General features: G+C 37.2%; 13 protein-coding genes. 4 read left to right on the top strand and 9 right to left on the bottom strand.

The window, feature by feature from the left end; all coding sequences use genetic code 11:
* The first annotated feature begins 76 nt into the window (after positions 1–76).
* Genes ACFING_RS04110 through ACFING_RS04100 form a run of 3 tightly spaced genes read left to right on the top strand, consistent with a single transcriptional unit; the run spans position 77 to position 2630 of the window.
* Positions 77–829 carry an ABC transporter ATP-binding protein gene (locus ACFING_RS04110; protein WP_375621179.1) on the top strand — a complete coding sequence of 251 codons (753 nt, stop codon included), beginning with the start codon at positions 77–79 and terminating at the stop codon, positions 827–829.
* A gap of 3 nt (positions 830–832) precedes the next feature.
* A complete protein-coding gene (locus ACFING_RS04105; protein WP_375630000.1) occupies positions 833–1702 on the top strand; it encodes a metal ABC transporter permease in 870 nt (289 codons plus the stop codon).
* A gap of 10 nt (positions 1703–1712) precedes the next feature.
* Complete coding sequence (locus ACFING_RS04100) at positions 1713–2630, top strand: metal ABC transporter solute-binding protein, Zn/Mn family (protein ID WP_375629999.1); 918 nt, start codon at positions 1713–1715, stop codon at positions 2628–2630.
* 613 nt (positions 2631–3243) lie between these two features.
* Here the strand turns inward: ACFING_RS04100 and ACFING_RS04095 are convergent.
* From ACFING_RS04095 to ACFING_RS04065, 7 genes are all read right to left on the bottom strand, one after another.
* Positions 3244–4290, bottom strand: a complete 1047-nt coding sequence (locus tag ACFING_RS04095) for a sn-glycerol-3-phosphate import ATP-binding protein UgpC (protein WP_375621176.1) — start codon at positions 4288–4290, stop codon at positions 3244–3246.
* 2 nt (positions 4291–4292) lie between these two features.
* A complete protein-coding gene (gene ugpE / locus ACFING_RS04090; RefSeq protein ID WP_375613289.1) occupies positions 4293–5144 on the bottom strand; it encodes a sn-glycerol-3-phosphate ABC transporter permease UgpE in 852 nt (283 codons plus the stop codon).
* A gap of 10 nt (positions 5145–5154) precedes the next feature.
* On the bottom strand, positions 5155–6039 hold the full coding sequence (gene ugpA / locus ACFING_RS04085; protein WP_375621175.1) for a sn-glycerol-3-phosphate ABC transporter permease UgpA: 885 nt from the start codon (positions 6037–6039) through the stop codon (positions 5155–5157).
* A 95-nt stretch (positions 6040–6134) separates the two neighbouring features.
* A complete protein-coding gene (gene ugpB / locus ACFING_RS04080) occupies positions 6135–7469 on the bottom strand; it encodes a sn-glycerol-3-phosphate ABC transporter substrate-binding protein UgpB (RefSeq protein WP_375618067.1) in 1335 nt (444 codons plus the stop codon).
* Positions 7470–8432: 963 nt separating this feature from the next.
* Complete coding sequence (locus ACFING_RS04075; protein WP_375629998.1) at positions 8433–9155, bottom strand: glycerophosphodiester phosphodiesterase; 723 nt, start codon at positions 9153–9155, stop codon at positions 8433–8435.
* Positions 9156–9324: 169 nt separating this feature from the next.
* Complete coding sequence (guaA, locus tag ACFING_RS04070; protein WP_375629997.1) at positions 9325–10881, bottom strand: glutamine-hydrolyzing GMP synthase; 1557 nt, start codon at positions 10879–10881, stop codon at positions 9325–9327.
* Between the two features lie 132 nt (positions 10882–11013).
* Positions 11014–12300 carry an RsmB/NOP family class I SAM-dependent RNA methyltransferase gene (locus tag ACFING_RS04065; protein WP_375627664.1) on the bottom strand — a complete coding sequence of 429 codons (1287 nt, stop codon included), beginning with the start codon at positions 12298–12300 and terminating at the stop codon, positions 11014–11016.
* A 467-nt stretch (positions 12301–12767) separates the two neighbouring features.
* On the opposite strand from ACFING_RS04065, the gene ACFING_RS04060 reads away from it, so the two are divergent.
* A complete protein-coding gene (locus tag ACFING_RS04060) occupies positions 12768–12914 on the top strand; it encodes a hypothetical protein (protein ID WP_273722522.1) in 147 nt (48 codons plus the stop codon).
* Between the two features lie 179 nt (positions 12915–13093).
* Here ACFING_RS04060 and guaB read toward each other — a convergent pair whose 3' ends face one another.
* Together guaB and ACFING_RS04050 are read right to left on the bottom strand one after the other, a co-directional pair.
* Positions 13094–14593 carry an IMP dehydrogenase gene (guaB, locus tag ACFING_RS04055; protein ID WP_375629996.1) on the bottom strand — a complete coding sequence of 500 codons (1500 nt, stop codon included), beginning with the start codon at positions 14591–14593 and terminating at the stop codon, positions 13094–13096.
* A gap of 150 nt (positions 14594–14743) precedes the next feature.
* Positions 14744–16315, bottom strand: coding sequence for a phospholipase D family protein (locus tag ACFING_RS04050; RefSeq protein WP_375629995.1), 1572 nt, complete (start codon positions 16313–16315; stop codon positions 14744–14746).
* Positions 16316–16431: the final 116 nt, after the last annotated feature.

Genomic DNA, 16431 nt, shown 5'->3' with positions numbered 1-16431 from the left:
AATAATATAACATTTTGTTGACAAACGTTATATTATTACATAGTTTCCAAAATAATAAGTAACGATGGTAAAAAATATGGATCTGTACTTCAATAAGACAACATTAGGCTATAGGAATAGAATAGCAATAAAGAACTTTTCAGCAAAGTTAAAAGCTGGTTCATTGGTTGCAATAACAGGTGATAATGGCGCTGGAAAATCGACACTGCTAAAAGCCATCGCCGGATTGATTAAACCTCTTAAAGGAAAAATTACAAAACCAAAAAAAAGCCGCATTGCTTATCTTGCTCAGCAATGTGATGTGGATAAAACATTTCCAATTGATGTGAAAACGCTTGTAAAAACAGGACTGTGGTCTTTTTGTGGATTATGGAAGAATCAGCGCCCTTATGATTCTAAGATTCAAAATGCTCTTAAAATGGTTGGGCTTACAGAACTCGCACCCCGTTCGCTTGAAACATTATCAGGCGGGCAATTACAACGCGCTCTTTTTGCACGTATCATTGTACAAGATGCCAATATTATTTTACTTGATGAACCTTTCAATGGTGTAGATCATAATACCCAAAAAGACCTTCTTGCTCTGATCACATACTGGCAACAGCAAGGACGCACAATTCTCACAGCACTCCATAACCCTCTCATCGTGCAAGAATTTTTCCCCCAAATGATTCAAATTGATCAACAAAACGCCTTTTATGGAGAAACAACACAGTTTTTAAACAACACCCTTCATCACGTTATGCCACCTCTCACATCCAATTCTTTTCCTATTAGCGCACAAAAACAAAATCTTCTCATCAATGATCCTCTCTTTCTTAGGTTATAAGACGTGTATACATTTTTTCTTGCCCCCTTTGTTGATTTCCAATTTATGCAAAACGCCCTTATCGGTTCTATTTTTCTGTCTATTAGCGCTTGTCCTGTTGGTGTATTTTTGATGCTCCGTGGAATGAGCTTGACAGGAGATGCTATCTCTCATGCCATTCTTCCTGGTGTTGCAATTGCTTTTCTGATTTGTGGTTTTTCCCTCATATCTATGACACTTGGTGGCATCTTCGCTGGTCTTATTGTTGCTTTAGCAACCATTTTGATTTCACGAAACAGCTTTCAGAAAGAAGATGCATCCATGACCGTCTTTTATCTTATTGCACTCGCAGCAGGTGTTATTATTATCTCACTGAAAGACTCAACAATTGAGCTGCTTCATCTCTTATTCGGATCGGTTCTTGCACTTGATGCACAAGCCCTTTGGTTAATCGCTACTATAATGCTGATTACACTCTGCAGCCTTTGTATTTTTTGGCGTGCACTCGTTTTAGAAAGCTTTGATCCCCTCTTTTTTAAATCACTCTCTCCATTGAGTAAATATATTCATATTTCATTGCTTGGACTTGTGGTGTTGAATCTGGTTGGAGGCTTTCAATCACTAGGAACATTACTTTCCGTTGGTATTATGATGATTCCAGCCATTACAGCCCGTTTTTGGTTTTCACGGCTAGGCCCTATTTGCGCGCTTTCCACTCTTTTTGGAATCATTTCTAGCGTATGTGGTCTCCTGCTTTCTTTTCATCTTTCACTTCCCTCCGGCCCTGCTATTATCATTGCCGCAGGATTTATTTATCTTGTTTCCTGTTTGATAAGTCCACGTGGCTTTATTGTAACATGGTTTCCCCACCTCTTTTATACCTCCTCACTTTAAGGAAAAAAATGTGCCTAAGTTTGCTCAAAAATTTGTTCTTCTTGGAGCTTTATTGCTTGCCCTTTCTCCATTTTCTGCTTCTGCACACAATAAAATCAAAGTTGTTGCGAGCTTTTCTATTCTCGCAGATCTCGTAAAAAATGTAGGAGACAACCATATCTCTATGACCACTTTTGTAGGTCCAAATGCGAATACCCACACTTATGAACCTACCCCCCATGATGCTCAGGCTCTTAGAAATGCTCAAATTATTTTCATCAACGGGCTTCATTTAGAAGGATTTATTGATCGCCTCATTACAGCAAGTGGGACAAAAGCACTTCTTGTCGAAGTTAGCGCTAACATTCCTTCCCTCAAAATGAAAAATCAAGAACATAATGCCCATCACCACCACAGCGTTATTGATCCACACGCTTGGCAAACAATTCCCAATGTCAAAATCTATGTGAAGAATATCGCTGCTGCTTTTTGTAAAATCGATCCACAATCCTGTACCAGCTACAAAAAAAATGCCGAAACCTACATCCAAAAACTTAAAATAGCACAAGATACCCTGAAAACAAAAATTGCTGCCATTCCTAAAGATAAACGTATCATTATCACATCTCATGACGCGTTTGGCTATTTTGCCAAGGAATATGGTTTTACTATCCTTGCCCCTCAAAGTGCTTCAACAGAAGCTGAAGCAACCGCAGCCGATGTTGCTAAACTTATAAAACAAATTAAAGCGAATAAAGCAGCTGCCCTATTCGTTGAAAATATCTCTAATCCCCGTCTCATAAAACAGATTGCAAAAGAAACAGGTTTAACAATTGGTGGAACACTTTATTCTGATGCATTGTCAAACAAAAATGGCCCTGCAGCAACTTATCTCGATATGATGGAACATAATGTAAATACCATCATTGATGCTATCACGAAACCTTAAAAAATCTTCTACGAAAGAGAGAAGAAAAAAATTCATAAAATCATAGATCTATGATTATGTTACCAATAATACTCAATCCTCATGATTGGTGACAATGATATAAAACAAAGTTGATTTTACAGAAAAAATTTATACCCTATAGATGCTAAAATGGATCAAAGTTAAGATATAAGGTGCATAGTGCCATCATCTATGAATAATTTTCTCTCTCTATTTTTCTTATTCATTCTTTATAAGATACATAAATTATTACATCAGGAAATAGATAATAATAGATTGTTTTTTATTGATAAAGTACCTTTCTAAATGAGAAGAAATATGGTTAATAAATGGTTATTATCTCTTGATGTTTTTCTACAATGAAAAGAACTTTATTATGTTTGATGTTTGAAAATAATATTCTTCTTATAGACCATAAAAGTGCAAGATTTCATTATATGAGCGTTTCGAATATTCTCAACATCATGTGACAATGAACCATTACCAAAACTTTTAAAATTTTATTTTTAATCTCATCGGTTATACTCTGATTTTGTGAATGTAATCGAGAAAGTCAAAATACAACATTATCATGACGCAGCATAAAAGAGAGTCGTATCACATCAATTAATGCTTACTTATTATTTGTGCGCTTTCCTGTGTTTTTATTAAAAGTATGAAAATTCTGATGAGCAACAGTGAAACTTAGTTTTTGACCATAGTCGTGTGTCAAGCGTTCTTTTATTTCAATCGTAAAGATGATACCATTCCAACGCGTTAAAACATGGCAACCTGTTCCAATAAGCTTGATAAGCTCAATTTTTGTGTGAAAGACAGGCCCTTTATCTGGATGTTGGCCCAATAAGATTATTTCAGGTCTGAATGCTAAAAGATCAGTTTCTTCACCATAAGAAAATGAATGCCCTAAATGTTGTTCTAAGACATGGCGATCAAGAAAATTCATAGGAGGAGAACCAATAAAATCAGCAACAAATGTTGTTGCTGGAGTATCGTAAATTTCCATTGGTGTTCCAATTTGCTCGATAGCTCCTTTATTCAAAACGACTATTCTATCAGCTAATGTCATAGCTTCTAGTTGATCATGGGTAACATAGAGGCTCGTTGTTCCTAATGAACGCTGTAGTGTTTTTATTTCAATACACATTTGCGCCCGTAATTTTGCATCAAGATTTGAAAGAGGTTCATCAAAGAGAAAAACACGGGGTTGACGTACAATCACACGCCCCATTGCAACACGCTGACGTTGTCCTCCTGATAATTGTCGTGGTTTACGATCAAGAAATGGTTCTATTTCCAAAAGCTTTGCAGCATGTGCGATACGTTTTTTAATTTCTTCTTTAGGAGTTTTACGATTTTTAAGACCATATTCTAAGTTTCCACGAACTGTCATATGGGGATAAAGGGCATAATTTTGAAAAACCATAGCGATATCACGATCAGCTGGTTCACGATCATTGATACATTCGTTATCAATGCATAATTCACCTGAGGTAACTTGTTCAAGTCCTGCTATAATACGTAATAAGGTCGATTTTCCGCACCCTGAAGGACCGACAAGAACAAGAAGTTCTTTATCGGCAACAGTTAAGTTTAAATCATCAATGACCAGAATGCCGTTGTCATACTGTTTTTTTATATTTGATAACTGGATTATGGCCACAATTACTTCTCCGTTTCAATAAGGCCTTTGATAAAAAGCCGCTGCATGAAGATAACAACAAGAACAGGAGGAACCATGGCAACAACCGATACTGCCATGAGTATATTCCATTGAGGATCATGTTGAAGTGATTCGACAATAAGCTGTTTTAAAATAATAAGGATCGTTTGATGATTTTGATCCGTTGTGATGATAAGAGGCCAGAGATATTGTATCCATCCATAAATGAACATAATGATAAATAAAGCAGCGATATTGCTTTTACTAAGAGGAAGAAGAATATCCTTAAAAAATTTAACTGGACCTGCACCATCAACACGTGCCGCCTCTAAGAGTTCATCTGGAACAGTCAAAAAAAACTGGCGAAATAAAAATGTAGCGGTTGCAGATGCAATAAGTGGAATAATCATTCCACTATAGGTGTTGACCATCCCCAATTTTGCAACAATCTCATAGGTTGGAAGAATACGAACTTCGACAGGGAGCATCAATGTAACAAAAATAAGAACAAAAGCAGTTTTTCGGAAGGGAAAGCGCATGTAAATAATTGCATAAGCAGACAAAAGTGAAATAATAATTTTTCCAACGCTAATCCCAAGAGCCATAATGAATGAATTCATTAAGAGTGGCCAGAGGTTGGGCAAACCCAGCTGTGCAAGGCCATCACCAAAGATTGTTTTATAATTTTCCAGAGCATATTTCCCAGGCAAAAGAGGAAGTGTTCCTGAGTTAAATGCTGCTGAACTATGAGTTGATGCAATGATAGCAACATAAACTGGAAAGCAAATAATGATAATACCAACAATGAGAATAATATGGGTTAGAAATTTCAAAACAGGGCGATTTTCAACCATAATTTGTTTCCTAATATTGTACACGGCGCTCAATCCAGCGAAACTGGATAAACGTTAAGACAATAACCATCAACATCAATATTGTTGATTGTGCTGCTGATGCACCGATTATTTGATTTCTAAAGCCATCGTCATATACTTTATAGACGAGGATGCTCGTTGCACGCGCAGGACCTCCAGAAGTTGTATTATCAATAATACCAAAAGTATCAAACATAACATAATTGACATTGACAATAAGAAGGAAAAACGTCGTTGGTGAAATTTGCGGGAAAACCACTGTCCAAAATCGTTTAAAGGGACCAGCACCATCAATGGCGGCTGCTTCTATTTGAGAACGCGGAACAGACTGAAGACCTGTAAGAAAAAAGAGAAAATTATAAGAAATTTGTTTCCAACTAGCCGCAATGACAATAAGAATCATTGCTTGAGTGCCATTAATACGATAATTCCATAGCACCCCTATTTTCTCGAGAAAAAAAGGGATAATTCCGATGGTGGGATGAAAGATAAACAGCCACAATATACCTGCCAATACTGGAGCAACAGCATAGGGCCAGAGCAAAAGCATTGTATAAGCCTTTTTTGCACGTATGACACGATCAACACAGACAGCTAAGAGAAGTGATATTGTCATTGAAGCGACAGTAACTGAGATGGAAAATACTGCGGTTGTAAGAAGCGATTGCCGATAAGTAGGATCAGAAAGAACGGTTAGATAATTCTCAAAACCAATAAAGGTTGTTGTAAAGCCAAAAGGGTCTTCACGCTCAAAAGATGATTTTATTGCTTGGGCAGCAGGCCAAAAGAAAAACAAAAAAGTCACAAGAAGCTGAGGAAAAAGCAATCCGTAAGAAAGTAGACTATTTTTAAAATATGCATGTTTTTCTTGCATTCGTAGGGCTCTTTAAATGTAGAGACTTTAAAAAAGTAAACAAAAAGGACTCAACCGTTTTTGTTGAGTCTTTAATGTTTAACAATAAAACGAAATTAATGATTAGATCTTTCAAATTCACGCAAGAGTTTATTTCCACGTTCAACGGTCTCATCTAAACCATCTTTCGGCGTTTTTGAACCACTAAGAACAGCTTCCAACTCTTGATCAAGAATGGCACGAATTTGTGGTAAATTACCAAATCTTATCCCTTTTGAGTTAACTGTTGGTGGATTAAGATTAATCTGTTTGATAGCTATATCCGCACCTGGCGTTTTTTCATAGAAATGTTGTTTTTTGCTCAATTCATAAGTCGCTTTTGTGGTTGGGAGATAACCTGTTTCCTGATGCCATTTTGCTTGATTTTCTGTTTTTGAAAGAAATTTAAGAAAAGCGGCTGCCCCTGCATATTCCTTTGGAGTATGTCCCTTAAACGCCCAAATAGAAGCTCCCCCAATAACTGAATTTTGTGGTGCTCCTTCTGTATCCTTATAGTACGGTAGCATACCAACCCCCACATTAAACTGCGCTTCAGAAACAATCCCAGCATGTGATCCTGAAGATTGCATAAAAATTGCACAATTTTGTGCCATAAACATTGGTGTTGAATCTAATGCACCTGCTGGACCACCGTAACGGAAAATACCTTGATCAGACCACTTTTTCAGGTCAGTCCACATACGCACTTGTAAAGGTCCATTAAATGTAAGTTCTGAATCAAGTCCTTTGAAGCCATTTTCCTTCGTTCCAAAAGGAACATTATGCAACGCTGAAAAATTTTCTATACCAATCCATTGAGCGGCATAAGCCATTGTAAAACCACAAGTCGCCGCTTTAGTCTCAAGAATTTTCTTGGAAAAGTTTTCTATATCTTGCCATGTTCTAGGAGGCTGTTCTGGATCAAGCCCTGCTTTTTTAAAGATATCTTTGTTATAATAAAGGATGGGTGTTGAAATATTAAATGGCATAGAGACGATACGTCCCTGTTCATCGGAGTAATAACCACTAATAGCAGGGAAATAATCTGTAGGATCAAATTCTTGTTTTGTATCAGCCATAAGTTGATAAAATGGGTAGATTGCGCCTTTTGCAGCCATCATAGTTCCAGTACCAACGTCATAAATTTGAGCAAGTACTGGCTGTTTCTTTCCACGAAATGCTGCAATGAGTGAAATCAATCCCTCTTCATATTCACCGCGAAATGAAGAAACAACTTTATACTCAGATTGACTTGCATTAAAATCGTTAATGAGACTTTCAGTTTGCTTTCCTAATTCACCACTCATAGAATGCCAAAAGCTGATTTTTGTCTGTGCAAAACTTTCTGTCATCCCCGCTGTGGACATTATGATAGCAACCGTGGCCGCTATGGAAAGATAAAAACGACTCATGCTTCACCCTTTCTGAAGTGATGGAATACAAACTACCCCTAAATTTATAGTATTACACATGAACATGCTATGACTGTTTTATTTCAGAAACATATTCTCTCATTTAAACAGGAACCACTTAAAGGTCAAATGAATTTGTTTAAATTTATTTATTTTCTTTTATAAGCTTTCTTATGTATTCACGAAATACGCGTTTGTAACTATCTGAAAAAAGTGAGATGGCTTAAATAAGCAAAGTCACTTGGTAAAAAGATATGGATCGTAAATATCATTCAATGACTATTTTAATATCTGGATTTACTTTTTTAAAAAGAATTGTTTATTCTTTTATTATTTGTCTTATAACTTTCGGCTTATAACTTTAACACGATGCTGCTACTGAATTTAAAGAAGAGACAAATAGAATTTTTTTAAAATTAAGAAAATCATTTTGAAGCGCTTAATAGTCTCTTTCCCTGTAACAAGGTCACACCCCTCACGCAAAACAAAATGACACTGTATGACCAATTTCCATGCTGTTAAAAAATCTTTCAATACATCTACATTTCATGATAGAACCTATAAAATAAGCCCTAAAGCCTCTCCATTAAAGTATATAAGACTTTTTGTATGCCATCATTTTTACACTTCATAAAAGTGCAAAACGACATCATCATGTGCGACCCTAATGCTTAAACAAGCCTTGCATTTGAAATATGTTAAATGAATATTTTTATTCTTTTCTCAATCATTTTTTATCCACACTCCAACCCTGCTTGTAATGTTCAAACGAATGATTTTGATTGATTCATTGTAAAAATATTTTAAATAAGAGAATCTTACGTATTAAGGTCTCTTACTCACATGAGTAAAATATTAATTATGATTATAATCAATGTATTATTGTTATATATTAGATAATTTTTCTTCTTTCATTACGCTAACTTTATGAAGATATATAGTTCCTTTTGTGTTGATGTATTTTTACCTTTGTGCACACAATTGTAATGCGAGATCAGGTTGATCTGTCGTAATATAATGTACAGGCATATCAAGCCAATATGATAACCGAGCTTTTCCATTAATTGTCCATACCCCTACAGTAAAACCAGCCTCAAGAGCAGATTCAATAAAGTTCTGTGAAACAATAGAGCCATCTAAACTTAGATCAGAATAACCTAATTGCTTCCATTCAGAAAAATGACGGTACATATCACCTTCAAAATTATCAACACATGGACCAGATGGTATTCCTGCTTCAATAAAAGGACGAAGGATAAAAGGATCAAAACTAATTGCAGAAACCCGTTCTGATAAATTTCGGCTTTTTATTAGCGCAAGCGCTTTTTGGGATAATATTGTTTCGCGCTCCACTTCACCGCATGTCTTGATTTCAAGATGCAATGCAACATTCGTTGGTGCTAAAAGATCAAGCACTTCTTCTAATAAGGGAGGTGCTTCTTGGCTTCCTTTTACGCAGAGTTGTTTGCGTGTTTCATTATCAATGTCGTGAATATACCCCTTTTTTCCAACCAATTGGTCTAGACGGAAGTCATGAAAGACAACCACTTCACCGCTTTTCAGCAAATGAACGTCGCATTCAACTTCATCAACACCTAACGCTATAGCATTATTAAATGCCGAAATGGTATTTTCAGGATAAAGATGAGCTCCTCCACGGTGTGCAACAATTTTTTTCTCAGACATGCAAAATCCCACACTTCTCAATTTTAAACGATATTGACGTACAGATTGCCAGATAAAAGCTTATATCATATGAAAATACACAATCATTTTTAAATGATTTTTTCTACACTTTTCGAATATCAAACCCTCAGTCATATTTTATTCTTAAAAGACTTATCCTTCATTTTAATTATTCCCATTCAATAGTACTAGGAGGCTTTGAGGTTACATCATATACAACACGATTAATCCCTCTAACTTCGTTAATAATACGTGCTGCTGTCTTACTTAAAAACGCCATATCATAAGGATAAAAATCAGCAGTCATTCCATCTACAGATGTGACGGCGCGAAGAGCACAAACAAATTCATAAGTGCGACCATCCCCCATCACGCCAACAGTTTGAACAGGAAGAAGAACAGCAAAAGCTTGCCAAATTTCGTCATAAAGACCAGCTTTATGGATTTCCTCAAGATAAATAGCATCTGCTTCACGTAAAATTTCTAATTTTTCACGTGTTACAGCACCTGGACACCGAATTGCAAGGCCGGGACCTGGAAAAGGATGGCGACCAATAAACTGCTCCGGTAGCCCTAACTCTCGCCCTAGCGAGCGAACCTCATCCTTAAAGAGCTCACGCAACGGTTCTACAAGTTTCATCTTCATCTGTTCTGGTAGCCCACCCACATTATGATGGCTTTTAATGGTTACCGTTTCACCAATAGCAGACACACTCTCAATAACATCTGGATAAAGTGTTCCTTGTGCTAAAAACTCTGCACCTCCTATTTTTTTCGTTTCTTCTTCAAAAACTTCAATAAAAAGGCGACCAATTGTTTTGCGTTTTTTTTCTGGATCTGTCTCACCTTTTAAAGCATTAAGAAACACATCAGCAGCATTAACGTGAATAAGCTCTATATTATAATGATCACGAAAGAGCGTGAGAACTTCTTCAGCTTCATTCTTGCGCATCAGCCCATGGTCTACCAAAATACATGTCAGTTGATCTCCTATAGCTTCATGAAGGAGTACCGCTACAACAGATGAATCCACTCCCCCTGAAAGACCACAAATCACACGACTTTTCCCAACTTTTTGTCGTATCGTAGCAATTGCCTGCTCACGATAAGAAGCCATTGACCAATTGCCTTTAATAGCAGAGATCTTATGAACAAAATTTTGCAAAAGTTTTGTACCATCCGGTGTATGGATAACTTCAGGATGAAACTGTACCGCATAAAAATGTCTTTTTTCATCCGCAATAGCCGCATAGGGAGCTCCTTTTGAGGTTCCTATGACACGAAAACCTTCTGGTAAAGCTGCCACACGGTCACCATGGCTCATCCATACTTGATAACGAGAACCTTTTTCCCACACTCCATCAAAAAGGGCACTCTCTTCTTGAACTTCCAAAAAAGCACGCCCAAATTCACGCTCATGTCCAGCTTCAACCTTTCCTCCAAGCTGAACACACATGACTTGTTCACCATAGCAAATACCCAAAATCGGAACACCCGCCTCAAAAATTTCCATTGGAGCACGCGGAGAGCCCTCATCAATAACGGAATAAGGACTCCCTGATAAAATAATAGCTTTAGGATTTATGCGGCGCACAGCTTCTAAAGCCAATTGAAAAGGAGCAATTTCACAATATACCCCCATTGCTCGTACCCGTCGTGCAATAAGTTGTGTAACTTGTGAACCAAAGTCAATAATAAGAACAGTGTCTGGATGTGATATGCTCATAGAAAACCAATCAACAATTGTAAAAGAAAACTCATGAGAGTTATGATTTAATCTTTCTCTTTTCACAAGCCTATTTTCTTACGAAAAAGATTATTCTCGTAAAGTTTATGATAAAAAGTGCAAAAATATGGATCAATGTTTTTTTTGCAACACAGATAAAAAGAACCCATCTGTTTGTGTTGTGGCTGGCGACAAAGTAAGTCCATAATTTGAAAAAACTGGTTGCACAGGAGAAAAACTAAAATGTTTCTGCCAAAGCGCTGGCATATCTATTGGAGAAAAATGAGAATGTTGTTGAAGGAAATGGGAAATTTGTTCCTCATTTTCATCTGTAAAAAGAGAACAGGTAATATAGATTAAGCGCCCATTTGGCTTAAGATAAGCTATCGCTTCATTCAAAATATCCCTCTGTTCTGTTTGGCGTTGTTTCACTTGTTCTAATGTTAAACGCCATTTCGCATCTGGACGACGACGCCATGTTCCTGTCCCACTACATGGTGCATCTAGTAGAACTCTATCCATCTGGCCTATTAATGGCTTCAATTCTTCTTTTTGTGCTCGTGTTTGTACATTACGAACACCAGCGCGTCGAAGACGATCAAAAATAGGAGCTAAGCGCGCTTTATCGGAATCATAAGCATAAATTTGCCCACGATTGTTCATATCGGAAGCTAAAGCTAATGTTTTGCCACCAGCACCTGCACAATAATCTAATACCTGCATGCTCTCTTGCGCTTCCACAAGGTGAGCAACAATTTGAGATCCTAAATCCTGTATTTCAAAGTGTCCTTTTTGAAAAGCTGGTTCCACTTGAACATTGGGATGACGATTAAACTTTTCAATCGGTGCAATTCTTAAAGCTTGCCCAAACCATGGAAAAGATTTAAGTTTGGTTTTTGCTAATTCTTTCAGCACCTTTTCTGGTGTTGCCTTTAGGTTATTTACCCGTAGGTCTAAAGAAGGACGCGTTGCTAACGCAGCCGCTTCAGTGATCCAATTATCACCAAATAAAGGACGCAGATGCGCTTGACACCATTGCGGAATATCACCACGAATATAGTCTGGAGCATCCACTAATTGCTGACCTTGCCACGATTTACGCTGTTTAGCCCCTAATAACTGCGGTGCAAACCGATCTTCTGTCAACTCACCGTCAATTTGCTCCAGCGTCATTTTTCCAGAATCTAATAAGGCACCAAAAACGATATCTCGGATATCATCACTCTCCATACGCCATTGTAAAGAATAACGTCGTCTTAAAACATCATAAACGATTGTACCAATAGCTGCACGATCACCTGCTCCAGCAAAGCGATGAGAAAGACCCCAATCCTTTAAAGCTTCTCCTACTGGGCGATGCTTCATTTCTATCTCTGTGAGAACATCTATTGCTGCTTGCAAACGCCCACCTAATCGCATTCATTTCTCCCATTAAAATAATAAAATTTTAAATCATCTAAAAAAATAATATTATCGCCTTCTTGCCAATGAAACCTTCTCAACGCCATAAAAAATTTACATTCAATATTAAAATGATCTGATCATACTTTTTTATAAGATCCAATTTAGAGTATCTAAATTTTTCCTTTCATCTTCTGCCCATTCGTTTTTTATCCTTCTACCTCTTATACTAAAAGATACGTAGCCATCCATAAAAAACTTATTTCCGCCATGCATTACGAAAAAAACAAACTCTTTAATTTATTTGCGTAAAATAAAGTTTACGAGGATTGTCTGAACAATAGAAAAAATCTTCTCATAAAATTAAACAAGCTCATCTTACGTTCAACAAAAAATTAACTTTTTAGAAAATGCTTGGAACCACTATTTGGCATGACCGTTTTTACTCTAATGGCAACTGCCAGACAATTTTAAAGGAGAAAATAATGACTTATAATAATGGAAAAACAACTTCGTCTAAAAGCCGTCATAATACAATGCCCTCAAACAACGGAAAGAAATCCGTCCAAAGTGATCAGACAAACACTCGCCAACGTGCGTCAAAGACTGGACGGAAGACAACAAAAAGTTAATTCTAATTTTATATAACTTATTTCATATAGTCTTAACAGAAAGAATTAGAACTTTAACCTCTAATTCTTTCCTTTTTGGGATTATTACACCAAATTACAAACAGAAAAAAGCGCAGTCTCTCTTTCTTGTTCTCGGAAAATTTTATATTTATGCAATATGATATTAGGCTCTTGTTTCTTTAAACTGGCCCACGATAATTTGGACTCTCTCGTGTGATAGAAACATCATGCGTATGACTTTCATGGAGTCCCGCATTCGTAATACGTACAAACGTTGCTTTTTCACGAAACTCTACGAGATCTTTTGCTCCAACATACCCCATCGAAGCACGAAGTCCACCAGCAAGCTGATGTAGAACTGATGCTATAGGACCTTTATAAGCCACCTGCCCCTCCACACCTTCAGGAACCAACTTAAGTTCATCACGAACATCATCTTGAAAATAGCGATCTGCCGATCCTCGTGCCATAGCACCAACAGATCCCATGCCGCGATAAGCTTTAAAGGATCGTCCTTGATAAAGATAAACTTCGCCAGGACTTTCTTCTGTACCCGCTAAAAGAGAGCCAATCATAGCAGCACAAGCCCCACCTGCTAAGGCTTTAGCAAAATCACCCGAAGCTTTTATCCCCCCATCAGCAATAACGGGAATGCCCGCTTTTTCAGCAACTTCTGCAGCATTCATAATGGCTGCAAGCTGAGGAACACCAACACCTGCAACAATTCGCGTTGTGCAAATAGAACCAGGACCAATCCCAACTTTTATAGCATCCGCACCACTGTCAATCAAAGCCTGTGTTGCTTGAGCAGTCGCCACATTACCAGCAATAATAGCTGGAGAAAACGTCATTTTTTTAATACGCTCAACAGTGTCTAATACACGCTGAGAATGTCCATGTGCAGTATCAATTACTAGAATATCAACGCCTGCATCAATTAATCGTTCAGCCCGCTCAAACCCATCGTTCCCTACACTACTTGCAGCTGCAACACGCAAGCGACCTTGTGAATCTTTGGCAGCGTTTGGATTTAATTTTGCTTTTTCAATATCCTTAACTGTTATCAGTCCGACACAACGATTCTGTTCATCCACAACTAATAATTTTTCAATACGATGATGATGTAAAAGATACTTCGCTTCACTGAGTTGAACATTTTCACGCACTGTGATTAAATTTTCATGCGTCATTAATTCATAAATTTTTTGTTTAGGATCCGATGCAAAACGCACATCCCTATTTGTCAAAATGCCAACAAGCCGTCCAGCAGTTTCACCTTTAGCACCATTTTCAACAACCGGAATACCGGAAATACCATGAGAGCGCATCAAAGATTTTGCTTCTTCAAGTGTTGCATCTGGTCCAATGGTGACTGGATTAACAACCATACCAGATTCAAACTTTTTTACTTGGCGAACTTCTTCTGCCTGCTCTGCAGGAGACATATTACGATGAATAACCCCAAGACCACCAGCTTGAGCCATAGCAATTGCCAAACGCGATTCTGTTACCGTATCCATTGCCGCAGAAAGCAATGGCAAATTGAGCTTAATATCCGCTGCAATGCGCGTACTGAGATCCACTTGACTAGGCATAACAAGAGAATGACCGGGTTGTAAAAGTACATCATCAAAAGTCAGTGCCAATGCACCTGTCCCCGTTTCAACAATCTTTGCCATATCAAAATTCCTTTTATAATAAAACACCGCAAGAAGCTTTAAAATACAACTGCGGTTCTCATACATGGTAGATTGGCAAAAAATTATGCCATGCTACAAACAAAATGAAAAGAAAAATAAATATTTTTTTTAAGTGTGGTTTATAAAAATTTACAATTGTGATTCAATAGGTAACCAACTTATTATTTTTGCAAATGCGCGACGCCAAAAATTGCTTTCTGGCTCATAGTCAATGCTATATTTTTTTTCATTTTCAATAAAATCCCAATAAATACGATTATTATCACCAAGACGCAGATGATAGCTCATTTCCCCTGTGGTTTCTTCAGAAAACAACAAATCTAATCTTGCTGTAATGGGAGCACATTCAAAAAGAATGCCCATTTCTGTATTTAATGATGCTGATCTTGGATCAAAATTTAAAGATCCAATAAAAGCTGTTTTACGATCAATTAAAAAAGCTTTGGCATGTAAACTTGCCTTACTCGATCGAAACAATCGTAACCCATGAGTATTGCCTTCCGCTTTTAATTCATAAAGATTAACACCACTTTTCAACAATGCCTTACGATAAGGTACATAACCACCATGCACTAATGCTACATCAGTAGCAGCTAAAGAATTTGTCAGAATTTTGACATCAACACCCTTTGAAACCAAATTACTAAAATTCTGCGTGCCAACCTTACCAGGAACAAAATAAGGTGACGTAATCTGAACCGTTTTTTGGGCATTTCCAATAACCTTTGAAAGTGCCTTCATAAGCCAATTGCTTGCTTTTTTACGCAATGCTTTTTCTGGAGGGTCAGAAAGAACAACAACTTTGTCTGCTAAAAATAACCGCTTTCCTGTTTGGATAAAACAATTAAAGTTAATGTGCTCTTTGACATAATCTAAATAAACTTTTGCAACCTTGGAATCACGAAACTTTCGTAATTTATCTTTCCAATAGCTAAGATCACTTGCGCTTTTAGGAACAACTAAAGTATGAATTGGCAAAACAACAGCACTATTCCAAAAATCATCAAAGATACTTTCTACCTTTTTAACAGAAGGACCGATTAACATCAAATCTAAATCTCGAAAATGGGATTCTTTACCAGCATCAAAATAAGAATCTGCAAGATTACGTCCTCCTACAAAAGCAACCCTGCCATCAACAATAAAAGCTTTATTATGCATTCTACGTGTTACAGTAATTGCCCGTAATATAATTTCTAAACCACGGCGTAAACCACCTTTACGCGATCGCCCTGGATTAAACATTCTCACCTCAATATAAGGATGTTTATCTAGTGCAATATAAGCTGGATCACGTGCCTGAGCATTAATATCATCCAAAAGAAGCCGTACCCGAACCCCTCGATCAGCTGCCTCAACTATTTCACTTAATAATAGGCGCCCCGTTAAATCATCATCCCAAATATAATACATCAGATCAAGGCTACGCCCAGCCTCTGCAGCTCCTATTGCACGAACACAAAACGCATCCAAATTGCTGATAATGAGGGAAAGGGCATCTTTATCAATCCCCAATCCATTTTCTTTCTCAGCTAATTGACTGACGATACGATCAAGCTTAGTTTCATCTTTCTGAAGAGGTAACGCATAAGAACATTTCCCCCTAGCATTTTTCACAAAACGCCCATAGGTGTAGATTGCCAACATAGATGCAATAAAAAAAAAGAGGACAAAACCAATAACAATCTGTAAAAGAGTCAAAGAGGGCAAACTTTCTATTTTAAACTATCACATCATCAGTAATGCAAACGATAACACTAATCACTTTATCTTAATCGTATAGCAGATAAAATGCCACTTCTTGCTTAAGAGAGTAT

Origin of the sequence: Bartonella sp. AP150HLJHH, assembly GCF_042196385.1 — a bacterium.
Lineage (GTDB): Bacteria > Pseudomonadota > Alphaproteobacteria > Rhizobiales > Rhizobiaceae > Bartonella.
This window is presented reverse-complemented; position numbering and strand designations above follow the sequence as displayed.